25 protein-coding genes and 1 tRNA gene are annotated in these 22,934 nt (G+C 36.1%); 5 read left to right on the top strand and 21 right to left on the bottom strand.

Annotation, left to right across the window (positions count from 1 at the left end):
* Positions 1–5: 5 nt before the first annotated feature.
* From spoVAD to JOC73_RS00145, 3 genes are read left to right on the top strand one after another with little or no spacing between them, the layout of a single operon-like run.
* Entirely contained in the window at positions 6–1,007 is a 1,002-nt protein-coding gene (gene spoVAD, locus JOC73_RS00155) for a stage V sporulation protein AD (RefSeq protein WP_204399815.1), read from the top strand.
* Between the two features lie 13 nt (positions 1,008–1,020).
* Positions 1,021–1,374 (top strand): stage V sporulation protein AE, encoded by a 354-nt coding sequence (spoVAE, locus tag JOC73_RS00150; protein WP_204399814.1) that lies wholly within the window; start codon positions 1,021–1,023, stop codon positions 1,372–1,374.
* A gap of 29 nt (positions 1,375–1,403) precedes the next feature.
* A complete protein-coding gene (locus tag JOC73_RS00145) occupies positions 1,404–1,610 on the top strand; it encodes a DUF1657 domain-containing protein (RefSeq protein WP_204399813.1) in 207 nt (68 codons plus the stop codon).
* A 284-nt stretch (positions 1,611–1,894) separates the two neighbouring features.
* Here the strand turns inward: JOC73_RS00145 and JOC73_RS00140 are convergent, their stop codons facing one another.
* Positions 1,895–2,755, bottom strand: a complete 861-nt coding sequence (locus JOC73_RS00140) for a DUF421 domain-containing protein (RefSeq protein ID WP_204399812.1) — start codon at positions 2,753–2,755, stop codon at positions 1,895–1,897.
* Between the two features lie 17 nt (positions 2,756–2,772).
* Positions 2,773–2,979 (bottom strand): DUF1657 domain-containing protein, encoded by a 207-nt coding sequence (locus JOC73_RS00135; RefSeq protein WP_204399811.1) that lies wholly within the window; start codon positions 2,977–2,979, stop codon positions 2,773–2,775.
* A gap of 255 nt (positions 2,980–3,234) precedes the next feature.
* On the opposite strand from JOC73_RS00135, the gene JOC73_RS00130 reads away from it, so the two are divergent.
* Complete coding sequence (locus JOC73_RS00130; protein ID WP_204399810.1) at positions 3,235–3,381, top strand: hypothetical protein; 147 nt, start codon at positions 3,235–3,237, stop codon at positions 3,379–3,381.
* A gap of 177 nt (positions 3,382–3,558) precedes the next feature.
* Positions 3,559–4,872: an IS4 family transposase gene (locus JOC73_RS00125; protein WP_204399809.1), complete on the top strand. Its 1,314-nt coding sequence runs from the start codon at positions 3,559–3,561 to the stop codon at positions 4,870–4,872.
* A gap of 230 nt (positions 4,873–5,102) precedes the next feature.
* On the opposite strand, the gene JOC73_RS00120 is transcribed toward JOC73_RS00125, so the two are convergent.
* The 19 genes from JOC73_RS00120 to JOC73_RS00030 form a co-directional block, all read right to left on the bottom strand.
* Positions 5,103–5,951, bottom strand: coding sequence for a polysaccharide deacetylase family protein (locus tag JOC73_RS00120; RefSeq protein WP_204399808.1), 849 nt, complete (start codon positions 5,949–5,951; stop codon positions 5,103–5,105).
* Between the two features lie 33 nt (positions 5,952–5,984).
* Entirely contained in the window at positions 5,985–8,402 is a 2,418-nt protein-coding gene (locus JOC73_RS00115) for a CotH kinase family protein (protein WP_204399807.1), read from the bottom strand.
* Between the two features lie 18 nt (positions 8,403–8,420).
* A complete protein-coding gene (locus tag JOC73_RS00110; protein WP_204399806.1) occupies positions 8,421–9,110 on the bottom strand; it encodes a DUF4956 domain-containing protein in 690 nt (229 codons plus the stop codon).
* Positions 9,111–9,122: 12 nt separating this feature from the next.
* Positions 9,123–9,821 (bottom strand): polyphosphate polymerase domain-containing protein, encoded by a 699-nt coding sequence (locus tag JOC73_RS00105; protein ID WP_204399805.1) that lies wholly within the window; start codon positions 9,819–9,821, stop codon positions 9,123–9,125.
* 19 nt (positions 9,822–9,840) lie between these two features.
* A complete protein-coding gene (locus JOC73_RS00100) occupies positions 9,841–11,139 on the bottom strand; it encodes a glycosyltransferase (RefSeq protein WP_204399804.1) in 1,299 nt (432 codons plus the stop codon).
* A 3-nt stretch (positions 11,140–11,142) separates the two neighbouring features.
* Positions 11,143–12,003, bottom strand: coding sequence for a glycoside hydrolase family 16 protein (locus JOC73_RS00095; protein WP_204399803.1), 861 nt, complete (start codon positions 12,001–12,003; stop codon positions 11,143–11,145).
* Positions 12,004–12,265: 262 nt separating this feature from the next.
* Positions 12,266–12,342 (bottom strand) — tRNA-Thr (locus JOC73_RS00090).
* 161 nt (positions 12,343–12,503) lie between these two features.
* Positions 12,504–13,751 carry an HlyC/CorC family transporter gene (locus tag JOC73_RS00085; RefSeq protein WP_204399802.1) on the bottom strand — a complete coding sequence of 416 codons (1,248 nt, stop codon included), beginning with the start codon at positions 13,749–13,751 and terminating at the stop codon, positions 12,504–12,506.
* 231 nt (positions 13,752–13,982) lie between these two features.
* Positions 13,983–14,549, bottom strand: a complete 567-nt coding sequence (locus tag JOC73_RS00080; RefSeq protein ID WP_204399801.1) for a hypothetical protein — start codon at positions 14,547–14,549, stop codon at positions 13,983–13,985.
* A gap of 110 nt (positions 14,550–14,659) precedes the next feature.
* Positions 14,660–15,229: a YdcF family protein gene (locus JOC73_RS00075; protein WP_204399800.1), complete on the bottom strand. Its 570-nt coding sequence runs from the start codon at positions 15,227–15,229 to the stop codon at positions 14,660–14,662.
* A 118-nt stretch (positions 15,230–15,347) separates the two neighbouring features.
* A complete protein-coding gene (locus tag JOC73_RS00070; protein ID WP_204399799.1) occupies positions 15,348–15,662 on the bottom strand; it encodes a YbjQ family protein in 315 nt (104 codons plus the stop codon).
* A gap of 239 nt (positions 15,663–15,901) precedes the next feature.
* The gene (locus JOC73_RS00065) at positions 15,902–16,951 is read right to left on the bottom strand and encodes a 5-oxoprolinase subunit C family protein (RefSeq protein ID WP_204399798.1); all 1,050 of its coding nucleotides are present in this window, start codon (positions 16,949–16,951) and stop codon (positions 15,902–15,904) included.
* Between the two features lie 13 nt (positions 16,952–16,964).
* Positions 16,965–17,693: a 5-oxoprolinase subunit PxpB gene (pxpB, locus tag JOC73_RS00060; protein WP_204399797.1), complete on the bottom strand. Its 729-nt coding sequence runs from the start codon at positions 17,691–17,693 to the stop codon at positions 16,965–16,967.
* A gap of 10 nt (positions 17,694–17,703) precedes the next feature.
* Positions 17,704–18,471: a LamB/YcsF family protein gene (locus tag JOC73_RS00055; protein ID WP_204399796.1), complete on the bottom strand. Its 768-nt coding sequence runs from the start codon at positions 18,469–18,471 to the stop codon at positions 17,704–17,706.
* 205 nt (positions 18,472–18,676) lie between these two features.
* Positions 18,677–19,558 (bottom strand): LiaF transmembrane domain-containing protein, encoded by an 882-nt coding sequence (locus JOC73_RS00050; RefSeq protein WP_204399795.1) that lies wholly within the window; start codon positions 19,556–19,558, stop codon positions 18,677–18,679.
* Positions 19,559–19,563: 5 nt separating this feature from the next.
* On the bottom strand, positions 19,564–20,058 hold the full coding sequence (locus tag JOC73_RS00045) for a PspC domain-containing protein (protein ID WP_204399794.1): 495 nt from the start codon (positions 20,056–20,058) through the stop codon (positions 19,564–19,566).
* A 74-nt stretch (positions 20,059–20,132) separates the two neighbouring features.
* Complete coding sequence (locus JOC73_RS00040; RefSeq protein ID WP_204399793.1) at positions 20,133–20,330, bottom strand: PspC domain-containing protein; 198 nt, start codon at positions 20,328–20,330, stop codon at positions 20,133–20,135.
* Between the two features lie 208 nt (positions 20,331–20,538).
* Positions 20,539–21,999, bottom strand: coding sequence for a flotillin family protein (locus tag JOC73_RS00035; protein WP_204399792.1), 1,461 nt, complete (start codon positions 21,997–21,999; stop codon positions 20,539–20,541).
* A gap of 85 nt (positions 22,000–22,084) precedes the next feature.
* The gene (locus tag JOC73_RS00030; RefSeq protein ID WP_204399791.1) at positions 22,085–22,624 is read right to left on the bottom strand and encodes an NfeD family protein; all 540 of its coding nucleotides are present in this window, start codon (positions 22,622–22,624) and stop codon (positions 22,085–22,087) included.
* Positions 22,625–22,934: the final 310 nt, after the last annotated feature.

The raw sequence follows: 22,934 nt of genomic DNA, 5'->3' as shown, positions 1-22,934 counted from the left end.
TTTCCATGCTAAAAGGACATCAAACTTGGGTTTTTGAAAATAAACCAGTCTTAATCTCATCTGCTGCTGTGGGAGGTCCCTTTGAAGGCCAAGGTGCTTTATCAGATGATTTTGACCTCCTCCACGAAGATATTTGGCTTGGTCAAGACAGTTTTGAGAAAGCAGAAAAAAAATTAATGGAGGACGCATGTGAAATAGCCATTCGTAAGGGTGGAATGAAAAAGGAAGACATCCAATTTTTCCTGAGCGGTGATTTAATGAATCAGATAATCTCCAGTAGTTTTACTGCTCGAACTCTTGGTGTACCTTTCCTTGGATTATTTGGAGCCTGCTCCAGCGCCATGGAGGGATTAGCTATAGCTGCCCAATTGGTGGATAGCGGTTTTGCTGACAATGCTTTAGCTGCTGCCTCCAGTCATAATGCTGCTGCAGAAAAGCAATTTCGTTACCCCACTGAATATGGGGCGCAAAAACCGCCAACAGCCCAATGGACAGTAACAGGAGCTGGAGCTGGGTTAGTCTCTAAACAAGGTAACGGACCAAGAATCACTTCTGCCACCATAGGTCGAGTCATCGACATGGGCTTGTCAGACCCGTTTAATATGGGGGGGGCAATGGCTCCGGCTGCGGTAGATACCCTTCAACAACATCTCCATGACTTAAATATCCATCCAAGTCATTATGATCTAATTGCAACAGGAGATTTAGGAAAGGTAGGACATCAAATTGCCGGAGATTTACTTAGTGAACACGGTTTTAATATACCCTCCAATGTACTTACCGATTGTGGATTGTTGATTTATAAAAAACACCAGCCTGTTTTTTCTGGTGGTAGCGGCTGTGGTTGCTCGGCTACAGTCACTTATGGGCATTTCATGAATCGAATGCGACGGGGTGAGCTAAAGAGGATTCTTGTAGTTGCTACTGGGGCCTTAATGTCTCCAATGTCCTATCAACAAAAAGAAAGCATCCCTTGTATTGCCCACGCTGTGTCTTTCGAAATATAAGGAGGTATTCTAATTGAGTCAATTTATTTGGGCTTTTATCATTGGTGGTCTAATATGCGTTATGGGGCAGATATTGATGGATGTCTTTAAGCTTACTCCTGCCCATACCATGTGTACTTTAGTAGTTACTGGGGCAATTTTAGGAGGTCTAGGGCTTTATGAGCCCTTAGTAAAATTTGCTGGTGCTGGTGCTTCCGTTCCCATTAGTAGCTTTGGTAACTCACTAGTTAAAGGTGCCCTCCAAGAAGCAGAAAAAAATGGAATCATTGGTGTTCTTACTGGTATTTTCGAAGTCACCAGTGCTGGTATCTCATCAGCTATCATTTTTGGATTCATAGGCGCTCTGTTGTTCAAACCAAAGGGTTGATTATTGTTCATTTAAAAGGAGGTGATATCATGACAGTAGGTACACAATTACAACAAGCTATTGCAGGTCTACAAAGTACAGCAGCTATGATGAAGACTTTCGCTTTAGAAACTCAAGATCAAACAGCAAAACAAGAATTCCAGCAAATTGCAAACAACCTAGATAACGCTTTACAAACCATGAAAAATAGACAAAACTATATTACACAGCAAGAACCGCAATTTAGACAACAATAATAATATAACTGTCCTATGAAATAGAGCCACTTTAAATATTTATAAAAATATTTGGGTGGCCTTTATACTATCTCTTTCAATTTTAATTATAATTTTTGAATAATACGAGTTGTAAATTAATGTTATAACTATCCTAATTTTGCTTCATTTAGAAAGCCTAGAAGTTTATTCGTCGAGAATAATCTTTTCTAGGCATCCTGTAAAGTTTTATTAGCTAGGAATGGCTTTTATTAGACTATTAGTCTACACAACTGATCAGTTGAAATTTAAATCTTTCTTTGGATTTAAGTATTTAAATGGGGTTCCAACTTTTTAATAATTAACTTCATTTCCTTAGCAAATTTGTTGTAGTTTTTTTGCCATTGTGGATTTTCACTATCCATTGAGTAGGTGATAAAATCTGCTTCTACTTTTTCTAAAGACGCCAATAATAATGCCTTGACCGATGGTTGGGGTAACTGCATTGAATCATTATAAACATCAATATACAATTCACCCATTGAATCCACTTGGGCTAAAAAAACATTTTCTTTTGCTAAGCCGATCTTATTTAACTCCGTCTTCAACCAGTTACGATTTAATCCTAAAGTAGATAGAGGTTCGTCCATAAAGTTCCCATCCAGCATGACAGTTTGAGGTTCTTTTATACTGCTTACATGGATTCGCATGTCCTTTGGTGTTAAGGGCTGCGAATCCCTTTTTGGTAATACTGTTATATCTCGATTCGCCTCCATGATGGCAAATTCAACATCTGCCAATTGAAATACGTTTTTTCTTCTAAGCTGTGAAAGTAGTTCTTCTCCAGTGAGCCCTGCTGAATGAAGATTTTCCTCTAGTACTTTCCCTTCTTTAATAACGACAACCTCTTTTCCGTAGAAATGATCATGGGCCCATTTAGACTTCGAAATTAGAAATTGAATTGCTCCGATTGCAAGAAACCAAATTGCTATACCAATAAACCCTAGGCGTAAACTCTCAACAACTCCAAGGGCTACCAAAGCCCCCATACCACCTAATACAAAGGCTGTTACAATGTCAAAGTAAGTCATACTTGAAACCGATTTTCTTCCCAAAACTGGGGATATTAAAATTAGGATTAAAAACAATCCTAAGGTCCTTAAAATAATATCTATTGATGCCTCCATTTAAATCCCTCCCACTCTTAAAAACCTTTAAATTGAGGTTCTGCCAGTTCTATTTCTTTTAGTCGCTTTTCCATCTCATCCGTCATAATTTTCATTTTGCCATGACAATCATTAAATACCTTTTTTACATTAGGGTCCGGGTGATACAATGCATAATTTTTAATCGTAGCCTCTGCACTTTTTAGGGAAGCTACTGTTGTTTTTACTCTTGATGCTACAGTCATACATTTCCCTCCTATCATCATCTGCTAATATGCTTTCTTTAGCTTTAATATTCCCTTCTTTAAGATTCATTATTATGTCTAACAGATGAATTATTTTATTTTTTGTATTTTAACTTGAGACTCCAATTTCCCACATCCTCCAGTGTTTTATCAAACTGATTTAACTTTTTTAAGTTATATTTATAAGATCTATAGCCCTAATGAGGCTAGATGTGATAAAATAAATTTTATAGACTTTAAAAGGGGGACTGTAAAATGCCACAATGTAATTCAGACAAGTGCACTTGCCCAAAAACCGATTGTGAAAATCACGGAAAATGCTGTGCCTGTATTAATAGACATAGAGATATTAATACGCTAGTTCACTGTATGAGACAAATTGCAGAGGACCTAAAAAAATAGCACCCAAAGGTCAATGTCATTAAGTTAAGAAACAAACAATTTTCAACTCAAAAAACAGGAGTATGAGAAATCATACACCTGTTTTTTTTTACTTATTTTTGCAAAAAAACCTTGACAAATAGGATGAAACATGAGGCGTAGCCCCTTAAATGAAAATATTTTTTAGGAGGCTACGATATGGCTAATTATTCGTTATCTGTTAAGAAAAAACTGATGTCAATCATTGATGATATGTCATCTCGAAAGGAAGAATTCGTTAGAAATCCCTACAAGGATTTTACACGAAACCGAAAATTCTTGTTTGATGATATTATTAAGATTATCCTTTCTATGGGTGGTGGCAGTATCAATAGAGAACTTATGCAATATTTTAATTTCAACCCTGATATAGCTACCTCGTCTGCATTTGTTCAGCAAAGAGACAAACTTCTTCCTAAAGCATTTCAATTTCTTTTACATCAGTTTACGCATTCCTTTAGGAATGACAAAACTTATCAAGGATACCGACTCGTTGCAGTAGATGGATCAGATTTGCATATTCCTCACGATCCAACTAACAAGCAAACTTACTTTCAATCTACTCCTAACAGCAAGGGTTTTAACTTGCTCCATCTTAATGTTATGTATGATTTGTGTAACAAAATATACCTTGATGCTTGCGTTCAACCTGGTAGAAAGCAAAATGAATTTAAGGCTCTAAACGACATGGTTGATAAATCGACACTTGATGATGAAAATGTACTTATCATTGCTGATCGGGGCTATGAAAGTTACAACGTTTTTGCCCATGTTGAAAGAAAAGGTTGGAAATTCCTTATTAGAGTCAAAGACATTAATAGTAAAGGTATTATTTCAAGCCTAGCCCTACCTGAGGCAGGTGAATTTGACCAACAAGTATCTCGTGTACTAACACGTAAGCAAACCAATGCAATTAAAGCTAGACCAGATATTTATAAGTTTATGCCTAATAATTCTACTTTTGATTACCTTGATTCAGAGCAACTATATTACCCAATGACCTTTCGTGTTGTTCGCGTAAAAATAGCCGAAAACTCTTATCAAACTTTCATTACAAACTTGGAATCCGAAGTTTTTGGACTTGGAGAAATTCGAGAAATTTATCGCATGCGTTGGGGAGTTGAAACTTCTTTTCGCGAGCTTAAACATACACTCGGTCTTACTAATTTGCACTCAAAAAAAATGGAGTGCATTATCCAAGAAGTATTTGCAAGAATGGTTATGTATAACTTCTGTGAAATCATCACCTTGCACGTAGTGATTCATCAGAAATCAAGAGAACATAGCTACCAAGTTAATTTTTCCATGGCTATGTCAATCTGTATACACTTCTTCAAAACACTTGAGAATGCACATCCACCCGATGTTGAAGCTCTTATACAAAAGTATATTTTACCAATCAGACAAGGTCGCACACACCCTAGAAAAATTAAGTTCAGGACTTTTGTAAGCTTCAATTATAGAGTAGCTTAAATTTTACAATAGGTCAAATATTTTTAACAGATAATCATCTGTTTGTTTGCCATGCTCAAAAATAGTAATAATTATTATTTATCATAGGCAAAGAGCCATCAATGAGGTGTTCTACTCATTGATGGCTCTTTAAGATTTTTCATTACTACACTAACTTAATGACATTGACCCAAAGGTGCTATTTTTCACATAATGTCAGATTCTATAGGATTCTATTAATAAAAGGTGTTCTAAAATAATTCTGAATAGGTTACTATGTGAAAGTTATCGCCTATTTTATCAAGTAATTTAATAACTTCCTCAAAACCCGCTTTACTATATGTCATTCCAAGCCCATTATCTTTATTGCCAATCTTATTAAATATTAAAATTACATTTCTTGAATCTACTAATGATTCTTTTAGAAAATTTTCAACATCTTCTACCCCTATAGGATTGGTCAAATTTAATATGTTAACAGGAAAATAGTGATATTTATTCTTATCTAGTATAATTACATTATCTGATGTCCTTAAGCTACTATACCCATGGGCCTCAAGTAGTTTTAATAAATAGGGATTGATTTCACCAAAGGGGACAACCACATTATCTTTATTTCTCCCAATAAATCTATTCTTCATCCACTCCCTTGCCTTGTTAAAATCTGAAAGAAGTTCATAGCTCTTGTCAATGTGCTTCTCATCATGGGAAAAAGAATGATTCAGCAGGTCCCATTGATGTAAGTATAATTCTGCTAATTCTCCATAGGATAAAAATCCCTCCTTATCAACCTGTGATGGAATCACTGACACACTTCCCTGCAAATGATATTGCCTCATGATTTCATAAGCCTCTGTAAATACACTTTTCCATCCACCATCGAACATCACTACAACTTTTATTTTATCCGATTTCTCAGTTATATTACTGTTCTGCCCCTCAATTCTACTAATCTCCATACTTTGATTGCTACTTAATTTGTGGGCAATATATATATTTTTAGCAGTATACGCCACCAAACTTATTGTCTTAGGATACATAAAAATTGAAATTAATAGAGATAAAGTAATTAATCTAGTATTTATTTTAATATTAATCAACTCCTATTACCTTCAACTCTTTCCACTACTACTTTATTCACCATCTCGTTCTTCTAGAAAAACTGCTTTTATGTATAAATTCTTAGACAGATTTATAGCAATGACTGCGTCCCTACTTATCATTTCTCTTCTCCAACCTACAAACCTATATCCAGATTTTGGTATAGCTTCAACTTTTATAGGGATATCCTTAAAATAAATCCCTTCCCAAGGACCCTCAGTATCTTGTACTTCAATGGAATTCACCTTTACAGTGCCCCCTTGGTCTATCTCTATTTTTATACTGGCAGTTCCTTCTAGATTAAAATAATCCACAATATGCTGTCGTAGATAATTAGGTCTTTTCCTTGCAAAGCTCTTTAATACAGATACTTCTTCTTTCCAGCTCCTCACATCTTGATTGTGTAAGTTCCACCTAATGATATGATCTTTGATACTGGGCTCATAAATATTCTCCATAATTTCTATCTTTCCCACCACATTAGCTGGTAAAAAATCTTCATTAAGTCTATCAGCAAATCTATTAATAAACTGATTCTTAAAATCTTCGTTCCTTAATAAGGAACGCAACAATAGAGTAGACCATGGAGGATTAGGCCAATCGGGACCATTTACCTCAGTTGCCTGCTTGATGGAATTGTTACTGGCTGCATCCACCCCTTGATACAAACCAAAGCCATAATCTAAATCAAAGACCATCCAACGCCACCTACCATCATGGCCTTGGACTGAATCTTCCTCATAAGCATCTGTTCTTTTTCGCCATACCTTAACATTATTTCCTGGCCAATCTCGATTATCACAGTAAATCTGAAGTACACAATATTCAATGAAATTATCTATATCCATTTGTGTCTTGATAAAATTATAGGCTTCTTCTACATTCAAACTATGTTCCTTTACATAATTAATCATTCTGTTATAATGCATTTCATCCCCCACATAGCCCGATTGCATTTCCACACCTGCATCCCCAGTGGGGTTACTGATGATCACCACATCCGCCTCGTCTATATCATAATACCGTCTGATATAATCCTTATCATAAGCTTCTCTAATATTATGAATGCCGTAGTACTCTCCATTAATATATACGATACACGGTCTAGACTCTTGTCGATCTAGATTGATTGATTTAGGTATTAAACTTTGAATAAGCGCATCCCTAAATAACGTAAATCTACGATCAGTGGCTGAGGTTCTAAGTAAGATCCGTGAGACTTTTTTTCTTTCCTGACTACTGGGTGTTTTCCCAATAATATTACTGAAAAAATCATAAGAAAAATAATTTTCTTCATCATAATTACTTCGAGCAAATAAGGATAAGGACTTTAGTTCACCTGCCCTTGAATATCCCCCATGGGTTCGGATACCGATATTTTGTTTCACAGCTACTATCCCATCCTCCTCAAACAACTCCATACAAGCTTCTCTTTCCCACAATTTCCCCCTTTGATTATAATTGGCAGGAGTATTGGAGGTGATTCTCTCATTGGGATTTGCTGTTTTCCATTGATCTAATATTCGACCTGCTACGTAAATCCCTTGTTCATAATCAAATAAATTTTTTGGATCTGTCACCAAAGATATAATAGGCATATTAAAGCCTTTTGTAAAATACGCTCCCACAAAATAACTTTGGGTATTAACATCACTATCTGGGTACCCTTGTCTAACTGTCTTTGCCCGAATGATGGTTGCTTCCTTTCCTTTAGGGGATATTAAAATCTTCCCTTTGTATTTCAATGATTTTTCTGTCGGAGTTGAACCATCTAATGTATAGTAGATTTCACTATCGATCTCTGTGGACTCGATGGTTAAATACAGACCTTCAGGATAAAAACCTGAATCATGGGAGAAAACAGGTGCTTCTAGTCTCTTTGTACTGGGGCCCTGTACTAGTGGTGTCAATGTATTTGGTTTACCTGGTGTTCCTCCATCAAATCCATAAAAAGTAGAATCTCCATCTGGACTTCTACCATAAGAGCTATTCTCCTCCATCTTCTCAAGTAAAAAAATGTCCTTCCACTCTTCGTCCGGGGCTGTTAGAATCATTACTTTGTCTCCAGTTTTCAATTTAAAATTTGTATGCAATGAATCTCCAGTTACATTCATATCCTTACCTGATGTCCATACAACACAAAATGATTTAGGTTCAATCACCTGATTACCAAACCGCCACATAAAGTGATTCTTCGAATCTTTAGACAATCCAAATCCCTGTAGATTTATGGCTTCATCTCCATGATTGTAGAGCTCAATCCATCCCTCAAAATCCCCATCATCATCCCTGATACTATTTCTATTTTTAACCATCACCTCATTGATCACCAATGGGTACGCCATAGGTTTTTTATTTGCAAAATAAGGTTGGATATGCTCCTTAAAACCTAAAAATATGATAACCATTAGCAAAACAACTACAAAAGCAATTCTACTTACTCCCTTCATTCTTCCCTCCTCTTATTCCTATCCACTGACCTCTCCATTGTAGTTAACAATATGTACCTCCTCTATTCCTTCAAGTCCTCTAAAGGTTTTGATGACAGTATCCTCCGAAACTGATTTTAAAGAAATTTCATAAGTAGTTTCCATAAAAAGGCTATTGGTATTTTTCATTTTCAGTTTAAAGGGAATTTTGTACTCTTTTAAAATCCTTCCAATCTCTTTAGCTTCTATTTCAGTCCCCTTTAAAACCAATAAATAACAATAATCCATATAAATTACTCGATTAAAGATAAATAGTATTAGTGCAATGATGATACTTCCAATAATCGCCACTATAAACTCATTTGTCCCTGCTGCCAGCCCCACTGTAATAGCCCAAAATATAAATCCAATATCCCGAGGGTCTTTGATGGTGGTCCGAAAACGAATGATGGAAAGAGAACCAACTAGACCAAGTGAGAGAGACAAATTTTTTCCTATTAGCATCATGACAATAGCTGTTATTATACAAATCATTACAATAGTAACATTAAAATTTTGGGAGTACATGACTCCTGAAAAAGTCTTTTTATATACAAAATATATAAAGAGCCCTAAAAGAGTTGCTACGACTAGATTAAAAATAATTTTTTCCATTGTAAAAAAGTCTGTTCCTCCAAATAAAGTAAATAAAATCTCCTGCTCCATGAGCTGATCCATTACTTTTTTCATTCAACCTCCTCCTTATTTCCCAAGAATGTTTCGTCCTAAGCAATATTTGCTGACCTGAGACCTCTGTATTTGAAAGGTAGATAGTACTTTCTGCAAAAAAGGCGGTAACACATGGTCATATTTTATCTCCAACACATAAATACCTTCGTTAATCACTGGTATCATACATTGTTCATCACCAAAAAAAACATCATAATCACAGGAAGCCCTGATATTTTTATCTATTGTTAATCGAATATTTTGAATATTATATAGAAATGCTTCCCGCTCATAGTCAACAGTCACGATTGGACGGTATAAATTTGAATGCATAAGGGCAAACACTTTATTACAAGTACTGTTTTTGTACCTCAATAATTTATTTGACTCCCCTTGGATCAGGGCCAATGCAACTTCCTTCGAGATTGTGGCAGATTCTTTTAAAGTATAGTTATTATACTTATTCTTTATCTCCAACTTTACTGTAGGTGTGTTTTGCTCATAAATCCTTAGTCGTATTTTTTTTCTAATATTGTGTCCCATCATCTTCTCATAGTAATCTCGATTATCTAGTGTATCAAAGTACAGACTTCGAATCCAATAGGAGCCAGTTTCATCTCCATTTGAGTCTAATGTCGTATTGCTTTTTAAAAAAAACCTTAGTTCAGCTGCTTGCCTTTTATGAATGAAGTACTTAATTTCATGGCGATATACCTTTTCATGTTTTTCCACGGACTTTACCTCCACTCCCCTACACCCTATAGGAATGATTTGTTCTAACGACCTTATGCCAGTGTTTGTTGTCATAATAATAGGTAGCTGTTCCTTTAAAGAAGAAGTATATTCTTAGTAATTGAAAAAACACCAAGTCATAAAATATCATTAAATAGAGGGGTTTTGTTTTTAGTTGTGGTATGTTCCTCTTAGCACACTTAATGGCAATCACTGAACTAATTACATTAAATAATAAAGTAGTTAAATAGTAAATTAAAACGTACAATGAATATCCATAGGCTATCTTAGTACATATCAAAATAATATTAATAATAAAAACTACAGTAGCAAAGGAATTACTCAATAAAGCATCTATAATAATATAGAAACACACATTATTGCAAAAAATATTCTTAAATAAGAAAATACTGTTATTCAAAAGAGCATCAATAAAGCCTTTTTGCCATCTAACTCTTTGCCCAACTAATTCTTTAATACTTTCTGGGCATTCTGTATAACAAATAGCATTCTTATTAAATAATACTTTTTTATTGTTTTCCTTCGCATACTCTTGTACCCTTAATGTGATATCTATGTCTTCCCCCAAACCAGCCTTAAATCCCCCCAACTCTAAAATGATCCCTTTCCTAAACACACCAAATGCCCCTGAGATAATACTTAAGGCATCATTGTAGGCAAGAGAAGCTTTATAAACATAAAAACCTTTAATGTAGTCCAATGCCTGCAACAATACTATTATGCTGACCTTTTGATCCAATTTAAACATTTGCATAATATGAACTACCCCTCCAGATGCAATGACATCCTCATCGTCAAAGGTGGCGTTCATATTATTTAAAGCCTTTTTATCCAATACACAGTCAGCATCCATAGTAACGATTAAATCATTTTTAGCATAATAGGTTCCTACATTCAAACTCTTTGCCTTCCCGCTATTGCTTTTGTCTATCACATAGATGAATGGATGGGTCTTCGATCTATATTTTCCCTTTACCTCTAACTTGACTTCATCTGATAACAGCGTAAAACTTTCTCCTTCCCACAAGACTAAATCAAGCAAATCCACTAATACTTCAAAAGAATCATCATTTGACCCATCATTAATAATCATTACTTCAAAGTGCTTGTAATCAATATTTAACAAACCATCAATTGTATACTTCAGTATTGGGGATTCATTATAACAGGGGACTAGTATAGTGATTCCTCTTTCTTGAACTTCATACAAAACCCTTCTGTCGGCAAATTTTAGGGAGCTGATTAAGTGGTATACAGAAAAAAATGTACTGATAAATATTGTTAGGTAGAACAACATTGACTAATCCCTACCCTTCATAAATATTGGTTCGATTTTATACGAAAGTATTTTAAATTTATTAGGAAAAATAGTCGATTCATCAGGATTCCCTGGCCAATTCCCTCCAATTGCCTGATTTATTATTAGGAACATATATTCATTAGGTACTCCCTTAGAAGTAGCGTAAACCTCTTGTTCATCTATTATCCACAGGAGATTTTCCTGAGTCCACTTTAATGCAACAGAATACTGCTGCTTCTTCGACACTTCATATTCAAAGTAATCAGCATACTGCCCACCATTTTCTTTATAATGAACTACTCCATAAAAAATTTGAGGTTCGCTTCCAATCATCTCAAAAATATCTACTTCAGGTAGAGGTTCATCATTGATAGGTAATAGCCATATAGCTGGAAATAATCCCTTCCCCTCGTCAACTTGAATGGTAAACTCAAAGAAGCCATATTTATAGGCATTGGTACTCTCCACCAATCCCGATGTATACTCGTTATCCTCCTTTGTTTCCTTTTTTGAAGTAATAACAATGCGTTCATCCTTCAGTTCTACATTATTAGTACTGTAGAACTGTAGCTCATTGTTATAGCTATTTTTTCGTTCAATTATCCTCCAATGGTCGTTTCCCTTCTCCGCTTTCTCAGAGTGCATTTTCATGCTAAATAACTCTCCTTTGTTTATTATGTGCTTTTTAATATCGTCAGGATTAGTGTTGTTTTGATGAAGAAATTTTGTCTCTTGCTTTTGATTTCCTAAATGCTCCACTCTAATCTTTTCAATGTTGTTTTTTAATTCCATAAAAGAAACAAGCATAATTCCCCCTAAAAAAAGTAACAAGAGATGTTTTTCCAAAATCCTTCTATTCATAACCTGCTCCTTCTCCGCTTGTGATAACAACTGTCACGTACAAGCTATACCAACGATTCAATAGATGTAATAATATTTATGTATCAGAGAAAACCTTTATTACTTATTCACGACAACTTCTTTTGAATTTAGACATAAAAAAACCCCAAGTGATAAACTTGAGGTTAATTGCTACTTATTTTTTATACTGAAGTGATATCAATGGAATTATAAAAAACCACCCCTCGAACCTTTTCGAAAAGTGGCCTTTTTTATAGTTTAATGGAGCTGATGAGCGGACTCGAACCGCCGAACCTCTTCCTTACCAAGGAAGTGCTCTACCTACTGAGCTACATCAGCACGATGTTTTTTAATATGTCTCTCGAGCACTTAACTAGTATATAATAATTTTGGCCTATTGTAAATATAAATATGCAAAAAAAGTTTTATATTTTAAACTTATGAAATGTTTTTTGCTATTTTACAAATAAGAAAGGGATACCTTTTATAGGCTTTCCCCTTCACAGTTTAATCCGTACGCTTTTTACTCGATTCTTATCAATAATCTCCACCTTGAATTTTGCACCATTAAAGGTGATTACCTCCCCCTCCTTCGGCAGTCTTCCTAGTTCACCTATGATGAAACCTCCTATAGAATCAAAGTTTTCTGACTCAATTTTAATGTTTAGAAGATCATTAACTAAGTTAATTTTTGCACTCCCCTCTACAAGATACTCACTATCGCTAATCACCTTTATTTCTTCTATTTCATGTTCATCATATTCGTCCTGTATTTCCCCTACTATCTCCTCTATTAAGTCCTCTATGGTAACAATCCCTGCTGTTCCTCCGTACTCGTCTAGTACTACAGCAATGTGGGTTCGATTCTTCTTCATTTCCTTAAACAAAGAACTTATTTTCTTAAACTCAAAAGTAAAGAAGGGCTTCCTCATAAATCTCTTAATATCAAAGTTTTGGTGGATATTTTCCCCCAATAGCATATCCTTAACATAAAGCACACCTATAATATCATCTATACTATCTTCATAGACTGGGTATCTAGAAAACTGCTCTTCCTTTAAGGTTTCAAGAATTTCCATTAAGGATGTATTCACATCAAAAGCAATAATATCTGTCCTTTGAATCATCACATCACTAATATGCAGATCACCGAATTCAAAAACATTATAAATCATTTGCTTTTCTTCAACCTCTAGAACCCCTTCCTCATGACTAACGGTAACGATGGTTTTTAATTCATCCTCAGTAATGAAGGGTAGTTCCCCATCACTTTCCTCTCCTATGATCTTCAAAATGATGTTAGTCAAATAGGTAAATATAACTACTATTGGATTTAAAAGATTAACAACATAGGAAAAGGGCTTTATAATCTTCAAAGACACCTGCTCCGCCTTCTTGGCAGCTAATGATTTAGGCGTAATTTCTGCAAAAATTAGAACCAACAGGGTCATTATACCAGTGGCGATTGCAACACCACTATTCCCCCAAATATCTATTGCAAGGGATGTGGCCAATGCTGAGGCACCAATATTGATAGCATTATTTGCAATTAAGATGGTACTCAGCATTTTCCCTGGTTTTTCTGTAATTCTAGAAATTAATCGGGCACCAGGAATATCTTCATCCAACATATGTCTTATTCTAATTTTACTTAAAGTCATTAAAGCCGTCTCACTGGCTGAGAAATACGCTGAGGCAAAAAGGAGTACTACTAAAGTAATTACTCTGCCTGCAAAACCATACTCCACTTCACCACCCCCTTCTACTATTTACAATTTAAAATCTGTCTTCTTATTAGTATTTCTTTTATTTTCGAAAATATGAACAAAGTCTTCCTTCAGAAGATTTAACTGATAACTTATGTTGAAACTCATTTACGAAAAATTTCTCGTATATATTAATTTAATGTAAACTATTCATTATAAAAAAACAGATATCTACTATAGATTAATAGTAGGTACCTGCAATATTTTCCTACATTACTTTATCTTAACATAGAATTTATTTTTTAACACTACTTTTTCTTTTTGCTCTTTATCTAAAGAAAAAGCGGTTGCCGCTGTAAAGATGTACTCTCCTTTGGGTAGCTTTAATTCCTTCTCTGAGAAAAATTCCTTCCAATAGGCTGCTTTGGGATCATCAGCACTGTATCCACCACTTTGAGAAAAGGGTATTTTGAATATTTCCCCCTTCTTTAGCTCGGTTTTCATTAATAACTCATGTACAATACCTTCATTAAAGTATTCTACACCATCTTGTATTGTGTAGATAAAAAAAGGGTCTCCAGACCATATATCGATTTTTTCCTCATTGCCAATATATTCTATGGTTGAATGCATTCTAATTTCTTCATCTTCCTCAAACTCTAGACCATTTATAAAGGTTTTAACTTCAAAATTTTCATCCGTCACAGTAAAAACTTCATAGTATGGACTGCTATCCACTTTTATAATTTGTATGTCCGATACGGGTGTTTGTGCTTTTGAACATCCCACTAGTGTCATGAGGATCGTTGAAATTAGAAACAGTGCTTTAAATAATTTCACTTCATCACATCCTTTGAATTTCTTTTTACCTATTTTAGACGCTCAGTGATTAAAAAAAGTTCCTACAAAATATGTTATTTTTGTAACCCCATATAGATTCCATCATTTTCTTATTTGATATTGTATAGAAGGTATCTATAATACCCCACAACTTCTCTTGCAGTAGAGTAAAAATCTCTTATTTCAAAAAATCTACCATGGGCAGAATACACCTTGTCAAACCCAGCCTTTTTGAAGGCCAGTCTACTTCTGGCAATATGGTAATATTGGGAAATAACCATGACAGAGTCCAGTTCCTTTTCATCCATAATTTTCTTTGAATTGACCGCCGTCATCATGGTGTTGTAGCCATCAATATCTACTATGATTACCTCCTCTGGTACACCTTTTTCCACCATATATTCCTTCATGACAACTGCTTCATCAAAACCCTCTACACCGATCCCACCACTAACAATAATATATCTAAGATACCCTTTCTTGTATAGTTCTACCCCTTTATCTAGCCTACTTTGGAGCCTCTTTGAGGGCTCTCCCGTCAGCTCCACTTTATTTCCTAGCACCACCCCTACATCTACTTTGGCTAGGTCATCATTTAACCCATCGATTGTAATGATGATGGCATGGAGGGTGCCCCATAGGGTGAGGATAAGGGTAAAAAGTAAAATTGATTTTTTCAATTAGACACCTTCTTTTATATTCTTATATTAGTGCTACTTATGTTAAACTAACTCATTTACTTAACAAAATCCCCTAAGCTTTGCACCTAGGGGATTCGTTATTTGATTTGTAATAAGGCTACTTAAACTTAACAGCAGTACCATAAGCTAAGATCTCAGCAGCCCCCTGCATGACAGCAGAAGTGGAAAATCTAACATTGATGATGCCGTCAGCACCTAGCTTAGTAGCCTCATCTACCATTTTCTTCATTGCATATTCCCTAGCTTCTTCAAGCATTTCGGTATATTCCCTTAGCTCTCCACCAACGATTTGCCTAAACCCAGCTAAAATATCTTTTCCAATATGCTTAGCTCGGATTGTACTACCCATTACCATTCCCAACGCTTCTCCAACCTCTTTACCTGGTACATCTGGCGTATTAACAATAATCATAAAATCTACCTCCTTAGCATCATCCCGCCAATAAGTGAATAACCTTTACATCATCCCCTGAATCAATCAAGTGAATTATATTTTTCTAAGGAATAATTTCTCGTTAATACCACACTAATCTTTGGGTTTGTATATTATTTAATATTTGATTTTATTATACCCTAATTCACAGATGTCTTTCAACAAATTTTGGTAATTACCATACATATTTCTTAGACGATAGCCTCTTCTGATACAGGTTATTGCCTTTCCTCAACTGATACATAGTATGATTTACCATTTACAATTATGTTGAATTTTTTCCGTCCTCTAATTTCATTTGAAGATGTTTGCTCAGTGTTTTCTTTGAATCTCTTTTCCAAATCCCTTATTCCCTCTACTTGACGACGAAAAAACCCTTGTGCTTCCTCCACCGTTATTGCTTTAAAAGTGACCTTATCCTCTGGTTTCATCTGGGCAAGATATGGAAGGTCCACAGAAATGACATTTGCAATTTTTGTATAGCCTCCAGTCGTCTGATGATCCGCCATCATGATGATAGGTTTACCCTCCCCAGGCACCTGTATAGCTCCAAAATTAATACCACCTGAAATAATATCCGCCCCATCCAAATGTTGTATTTTTTTTCCCTCAAGTCGATACCCCATTCTGTCCAACTGATTAGAGAGATGATATTCTTCCCTTAAAAATGTTTCAATTCCTTCCTTTGAGAAACGATTGTCTTCTGGCCCCATTATTACCCGAATCACTCTTTCACTTTTATATTCTGGAATCATATCCTTAGGAATCCTTCTAATTCCTAGACTTCTCCCACTGGTGGGCTTTCCAAGAGGAATCAAATCGCCTGACCTAAGCTTCCTCCCCTCAAATCCACCAAAACCACCCCGTAGATAGGTGGATTGACTCCCCATGATTCTTTCAACTCCAAAACCGCCTTCTATGGCTAAGTAACCTCGACAACCGTTGAGCACTGTAGAAAAAGCTAATTCGTCCCCCTTTTTTGCATAGATGGTCTGATACATTTTAATCGACTTTCCATTTAGGGTAGGCTGAAATTCTCCTCCTGTAATGGCAAATGTCAGATTATCTTCAAACTGAATCGTAGGGCCCATCAGGGTAAACTCCAATGCTGTATTGTCGACTTCATTCCCCACCAGTAGATTCGCCAACTGTAATGAATATTGATCCATAGCCCCAGCTACAGGGATTCCATACTGTTGAAAACCAAATCTCCCCTTATCCTGTAGGGTGGTCAGCAGTCCAGCTTTAATTATTTTAATATTACTCATGTCATCCCCTCCCTTAGTAGGACATTTTCAGATGATACGTACCCTGTTTAACTTCATCTTCTATCCTTATATATTCATCTCTGGTGATTTCTACAAATTTAATATAGTCTCCTGCCTGAAACAATACCGCTGGCTCCCTATAGGGGTTAAACAAATCCAGAGGCGTCCGACCAATCAACTGCCATCCCCCTGGACTCTCAATGGGATAAATACCCGTCTGATTCCCGGCAATACCAACAGCCCCTGCCGAAATTTTCTCCCTTGGCACCTTCAACCTTGGGGTTGCAATTTCTTTCCGCATTCCCCCTAGATAGGGAAACCCAGGTGTAAAGCCGATCATATAAATTAAATACTTTTCCGATTTGTGAAGCTGGATGACCTCCGCCTCCGATAAATTATTATGTTCAGCGACAAAGGCTAAATCTGGTCCAAAATCCCCGCCATAAACCACTGGCACATGGATGATTCTAGCTGGTGGAAGTTGTTGCCCTCTCCCTAGTTTCCCAACGGCCTGTAGCTTTCTCACCAGTTGCCCATAGGAGGATTGTAGGGGATCGTAAATAATTAAGATAGTCGTATAAGTAGGGACCACTTCAATGACTTCTTTAAACTCATCCTTTGATTCATTAATCCAATAGACAATACGTCTGATTTTCCCATTGATTTCTTTCGATATATTCTCCCCCAGCTGTAGTATGATTCCATTATCTCCTGCTGGAAAAAAATTGAATTTCAACTCCATACAATGCCTCCTACAGGTTTTCACCCATTGATTTTAACAGTATCCCATTTACCCTCAACATTTCCTCTAGCCTTGCCGCAAACGCCACCGCTTGAGGATGATCCCCATGTAGGCAAATGGTATCGGGCTTGATTTTCAATAGATTCCCCTCAACCGTTTCAACAGTATTTTCCTTCACCATTTGAAGAACCCTTTGAAAACATAATTCTACGTCATGAATCATGGCGTTGGGAAGGTTGCGGGATACTAAAGAACCATCACTATTGTAATTGCGATCTGCAAAAACCTCCACTGCAACAGGTAGCCCTACATCTTTAGCAGCTTCAATCATAGCAGAGTTAGCCAGTCCAACAAAAATAGTATCTTTATCTACTTGATAGATTGCCTCTGCTATTGCCCTTCCTAGGCCATAGTCCTTTGCTGCCATATTGTATAAAGCCCCATGGGGCTTGACATGTTGAAGCTCACCACCATTAGCTTTAATAAATCCAATTAGTGCCCCAACCTGATAGATGATGTATGCTTTGATTTCCTCCGTTGAAACCAGCATGTTACGTCTTCCAAATCCCATCAAATCTGGAAACCCAGGATGTGCCCCAACGCCAACCCCCTTTTCCAAAGCCATTTTCACCGTCTTTCCCATTACCATAGGATCTCCAGCATGAAAACCACAGGCAATATTAACAGAAGTAACATATCTTAATATTTCTTCATCATTTCCAATCCTATAATTGCCAAAGCCCTCCCCCAAATCACAGTTCAAATCTATGTGAAACATTATGTTTGCCTCCTTTTTATAAAATTTAAACTAATTCAAAAACTTAAGCGATTACATTAATTATACAATATATTTAATTAGATTCTCTAATTTTTTGTCAAAAAAATAGACCTACTTCCACTAAGGGAGTAAGTCTATAGTCTGTTGAAAGAATGGCATCTTCTTCTAATGAAAAAGCCGTACCCTGATATATGTGTATTTATATCTATCTCACTATTATATCAAATTTCCCAACACCAACATTGATGTCAAAATTAATTTGACTCTTAGCCTCTTGATAGTTGTTGGAATAATAGTAATCCCCCTCTTTTACCCATCCTAAATCTGAAAGATTGGTCTTACTCAGAATTCCAGCCAGTTTTATTTTTACGCCTACTCCTTCTTTTATATACAGCTTTAACTTACTGGCCCCCGTATTAATCTCCACATTACTTTGGATGTATTGGTCCCCCATAAACAAGTCTATATTACCTGCCCCTATATCTAAATCTAAGTTCCTGATGGAGAGGTCACCAAAGTCCAACTCCCCAGACACAGCCCCAATGGAAGCATCTATGTCCCAAACAACATCTTTATTAAGCTTTGCATTGAAATATTCTGAATCAGAATTCGTTTTAATAAATTTGTTCTTTTCCTTAGGTTCCACCTTAATAATAACTTTGTTATCGTTATGTCTTTCTTCTGTTCTGATTTCTCTAGAAGAATAACTGGCATCAAATAAATGATTTTCTGTAGAGGACATATTCATTTTCACGCCTCCCAAAACCAATTTCACATCTCCTTCAGTGGTTTCTGTTTGATTTGCTATGGTCATATTGTGGGTACCAGGGCGGCCACTTGCCATATCTCCATTGAAGTTATAAAAACTAAACCCGATGAGGACACCGAAAAACAATACCCAAGAAATTACTGAAACGATGGTATTCTTTTTAAACATGATATTAATCCCAACAACCACTAGTATTAAAGGCCAAAAATCAAACAAAGCACTAAAACTCCACCAACTAACTAGACCCATATTAGCAAGTAAAAACATTATCCCTATTCCAATCAATATTATCCCTGTAACAATACGATCTCTATTCAAAAGGATCACTTCCTTCCCTTTATTAAGATTGCAGCTCCTATTCCAATTAAGATCATTGGAACTAGATATTTAAAGTCCAACCAAAAGAAGTCAAAAAAGTTTCTAGTAAATAAATAACCTCCCAATATTACTAATATTCCCCCTATTAACAGACCATCCCTTTCAGACCTTTTTGGTGGACTGCTTTCTTCCCTTTCAATATTTTCTGCTTCTGCATAATCTCTAGCTTCAGTTTTGTTTGGATTTCCTTCATCATCCATAACCTCCACCTCAGCCTCAACTTCCCAAGAATCATTTTTTACTTCCTGCTGACGAGGTGCCTCAGTCATTACAATTGCAGCTATTACGTAAAGTATTAGCCCTGCACCATTGGGCATAATGGTGAATAACACCCACAGTAACCTTACTAAAGTAGCATCAATATCAAAATACTCGGCGATTCCACCACATACCCCAGCTAGTTTTTTATCTCGTCGAGATAGATATAACTTTTTTTTCATTTTACATCCCTCCACATGATTTTGCTCTAATCTTTTCTTCTAAACTTCACTTTGCTTTTTATTTACTTCTTTTTCTAAAAATTTCTCGGTTCTTCATTCATAATGATGGCTGCAAGAATATATAATATAATCCCTGAACCAACAGGCATTAAAGTAAGAAGCACCAACCCTAGCCTTACTAAAGTTGAGTCTATACCAAAATATTCAGCAACTCCACCACAAACACCGAATAACTTTTTATCATGTCTTGACTTATATAATCGTTTTTGCATTTTTCTCCCTCCTGTATGATTTATTAGATTTATTATGCCTTAATTCCTTCTTCACCAATTAATACGGGGATATTTAAAAAAAGTCTATTTATAAATAAAAAAACTTAAGAATGTTGTAGCTTTATATACTTCTAACTTACATTAGACGATTAATTTTCTAAGACAATAAATAACCCCCGCAGTTTTAATAACCGTGGGGGCTTTATTATTATTGTTCCTTTGTTGGTTGCTGCTGTAGTCTTTGGATCTGTGATACTTCTTGAGCTACATTTGATCCCTGTTGGCCAGTAAATTTACTCAACATTTGGGTCAAATCTGCACCTGTTAATGCATTTACTGTCTCGGGTAAAGATGCCATTATATCAGTAACATATTTTGAAACCTTTGCTGCCCCTTGACCATTTCCACTGCCATTTCCAGAGTCAACAATAACAATTTTTTCTGTCTTAGATAATGGTTCTGCTACAGCCTTAGCGATTTCAGGAAGCTTTTCAATAATCATTTGTGTAATCGCAGCGTCGTTGTATTGCTTGTAGGCTTCTGCCTTCTTTAGCATTGCTTCCGCCTCAGCCTTACCTTTTTCACGGATGATTTCTACTTCTGCCATACCTTGTTCCCTTTGGGCAGCAGCATTTGCCACCCCTCGAAGTTTAATAGATTGAGCAGCTGCCTCTGCTTCTTGGATTTCTTTGTATTTAGCAGCTTCTGCCTTCTTTTCAAGACTGAACTTTTCTGCCTCAGCTTGCTTCTTTACTGTTGCATCAAGTTCTCTTTCTCTTCTTAGGGCCTCTTGCTCAGCTAATTCGATTTCCTTTTGCTTTTTAACGATTTGAACCTGCATTTTCTCCTTTTCTACTTCCTGTTGCACCTTACTAGCCTCGATTTCGTAGGCAAGGTCGGCCTTTGCAGTTTCTGTTTGCTGATCTTTACGATATGCCTGAACCTTTAACTCTTTTTCCTTAGCAGATTCAGCAATTTGTGCCTCAGATACCAATCGAGCATGTTCCCCTTCTCTATTGGCATTGGCAGTTTTAATCTTTGTTTCTTTATTTGCTTCTGCTTCAGCGATTTCAGCATCACGCTTAACTTCAGCGATCCTCTTCTTACCTAAAGCAACTAAGTATCCATTATCGTCTTTGATATCTCTAATTGTAAAGGCTTTGATTTCAAGACCCATTTGGGCTAAATCTAGGGCAGCTACCTCTTGTACTTGAGAAGCAAATTTTTCTCTGTCTTTGTAAATTTCTTCTACAGACATCTTAGAAATAATTTCCCTTAGCTTACCCTCTAATACGTCTTTAGCAGTATCTTTAATACTTTCGATCGTTGTTTTCTCAGCTCCAGTATTGAACTGCTCAATAGCTGATAAAATAGATTCTAAATCTGATTTTACCTTTAATACAGCTACACCATCGGCTTTAATGTCAACACCTTGCTCAGTTAAAGCCCCATCAGTTCTAACTTCAATCTTCATGTTTTCCAGCGAGATAATATCAGTTCTTTCTAATAGGGGGATTACAAATCCACCGCCCCCAGAGATTACTCTCTTTCTAAGACCAGTAATAACAATAGCCTTATCTTGAGGAACCTTTTTCCACATCAGTAGAATACTGAAAATCAGTAGAACAATTACACCAACAATAATACCAGGAATCATAAAAGCATCCATCGCCATACCTCCTAATTTTTTATTTTATATGTTTTTTATTTAACAACTTTCCTCCTTCCAATACCCCTAAAATTAATACCTTTTTCTAATGAGACTTATTTACATAATAGGTATTGTCTTTAATTGAAACAATCCTCACCATTTCCCCTTTGAGAATTTCTTCTCCATCAGCTGCCTTTGCTGGAGCAGTATAGGAGTTTCCTCCAATAGTATAGGATATTTTTCCAAAGGATGCCTCCTTCATTCCCACATCCACCTTTGCCTTATGTCCAATCAAGTTGCCTTGAGAAATGGCACTGGTGCTTTGGGCTTTATGTAAGGGGACTATCACTAGCTTGAATAATAACGCCGCCACCCCAAAGGCAATGGAAATGGCTAAAAGAAATGCAATTATTTGACTAAGACCTTTATTCAGGGCCATAATCCCTACTCCGCCAAATACGGTGATGTAGGCAGTGATGATTACTGGCTTTAAGGGTGATACCGCCACACCGCTAATATCCCCATCCATCGTCAGATCCCCATCAAAATCCATAAAGTCAAAGAATTGCCCTAAAAGAAAAGTCACAACCGTAAACAACACACCTACTTTAAAGCAAACATCATATAAAGAAAGCATACTCATAGGCTTCACCCCTTGTCTTTATTCCCTTATTACGTGAACTCCCCATTTACATATATGCCAATAGTGTTCATCAAAGACCATTTACTAAGATAATCTATTAGGACACACACCAATTTATCCTCCTATATATTACTGTTATATGTATAATTATATTTATTCGGCGTAGAATGCCATTTTCCTCCTATTAAAATAATTTTAAGGTAAAAACTTTGGGTTCTGTCGAAAATGATATATGTTAAATTTTTAAACAATCCTCTAAGAATCGCCCACTCTTTTTCTTTATTTCCATATTATAGCATTCCTCTTAGCT

The sequence above is a fragment of the Alkaliphilus hydrothermalis genome, assembly GCF_016908555.1.
GTDB lineage: Bacteria > Bacillota > Clostridia > Peptostreptococcales > Natronincolaceae > Alkaliphilus > Alkaliphilus hydrothermalis.
This window is presented reverse-complemented; position numbering and strand designations above follow the sequence as displayed.

Bases quoted from the DNA above. Each gene is read 5' to 3' on its own strand.
- spoVAD (WP_204399815.1), top strand. From the start codon at position 6: ATGCTAAAAGGACATCAAACTTGGGTTTTTGAAAATAAACCAGTCTTA.
- JOC73_RS00145 (WP_204399813.1), top strand. From the start codon at position 1,404: ATGACAGTAGGTACACAATTACAACAAGCTATTGCAGGTCTACAAAGT.
- JOC73_RS00140 (WP_204399812.1), bottom strand. From the start codon at position 2,755: ATGGAGGCATCAATAGATATTATTTTAAGGACCTTAGGATTGTTTTTA.
- JOC73_RS00135 (WP_204399811.1), bottom strand. From the start codon at position 2,979: ATGACTGTAGCATCAAGAGTAAAAACAACAGTAGCTTCCCTAAAAAGT.
- JOC73_RS00130 (WP_204399810.1), top strand. From the start codon at position 3,235: ATGCCACAATGTAATTCAGACAAGTGCACTTGCCCAAAAACCGATTGT.
- JOC73_RS00125 (WP_204399809.1), top strand. From the start codon at position 3,559: ATGGCTAATTATTCGTTATCTGTTAAGAAAAAACTGATGTCAATCATT.
- JOC73_RS00115 (WP_204399807.1), bottom strand. From the start codon at position 8,402: ATGAAGGGAGTAAGTAGAATTGCTTTTGTAGTTGTTTTGCTAATGGTT.
- JOC73_RS00110 (WP_204399806.1), bottom strand. From the start codon at position 9,110: ATGAAAAAAGTAATGGATCAGCTCATGGAGCAGGAGATTTTATTTACT.
- JOC73_RS00100 (WP_204399804.1), bottom strand. From the start codon at position 11,139: ATGTTGTTCTACCTAACAATATTTATCAGTACATTTTTTTCTGTATAC.
- JOC73_RS00095 (WP_204399803.1), bottom strand. From the start codon at position 12,003: ATGAATAGAAGGATTTTGGAAAAACATCTCTTGTTACTTTTTTTAGGG.
- JOC73_RS00070 (WP_204399799.1), bottom strand. From the start codon at position 15,662: ATGATTATTGTTAATACGCCAGATGTACCAGGTAAAGAGGTTGGAGAA.
- JOC73_RS00065 (WP_204399798.1), bottom strand. From the start codon at position 16,951: ATGAGTAATATTAAAATAATTAAAGCTGGACTGCTGACCACCCTACAG.
- pxpB (WP_204399797.1), bottom strand. From the start codon at position 17,693: ATGGAGTTGAAATTCAATTTTTTTCCAGCAGGAGATAATGGAATCATA.
- JOC73_RS00055 (WP_204399796.1), bottom strand. From the start codon at position 18,471: ATGTTTCACATAGATTTGAACTGTGATTTGGGGGAGGGCTTTGGCAAT.
- JOC73_RS00045 (WP_204399794.1), bottom strand. From the start codon at position 20,058: ATGAAAAAAAAGTTATATCTATCTCGACGAGATAAAAAACTAGCTGGG.
- JOC73_RS00040 (WP_204399793.1), bottom strand. From the start codon at position 20,330: ATGCAAAAACGATTATATAAGTCAAGACATGATAAAAAGTTATTCGGT.
- JOC73_RS00035 (WP_204399792.1), bottom strand. From the start codon at position 21,999: ATGGATGCTTTTATGATTCCTGGTATTATTGTTGGTGTAATTGTTCTA.
- JOC73_RS00030 (WP_204399791.1), bottom strand. From the start codon at position 22,624: ATGAGTATGCTTTCTTTATATGATGTTTGCTTTAAAGTAGGTGTGTTG.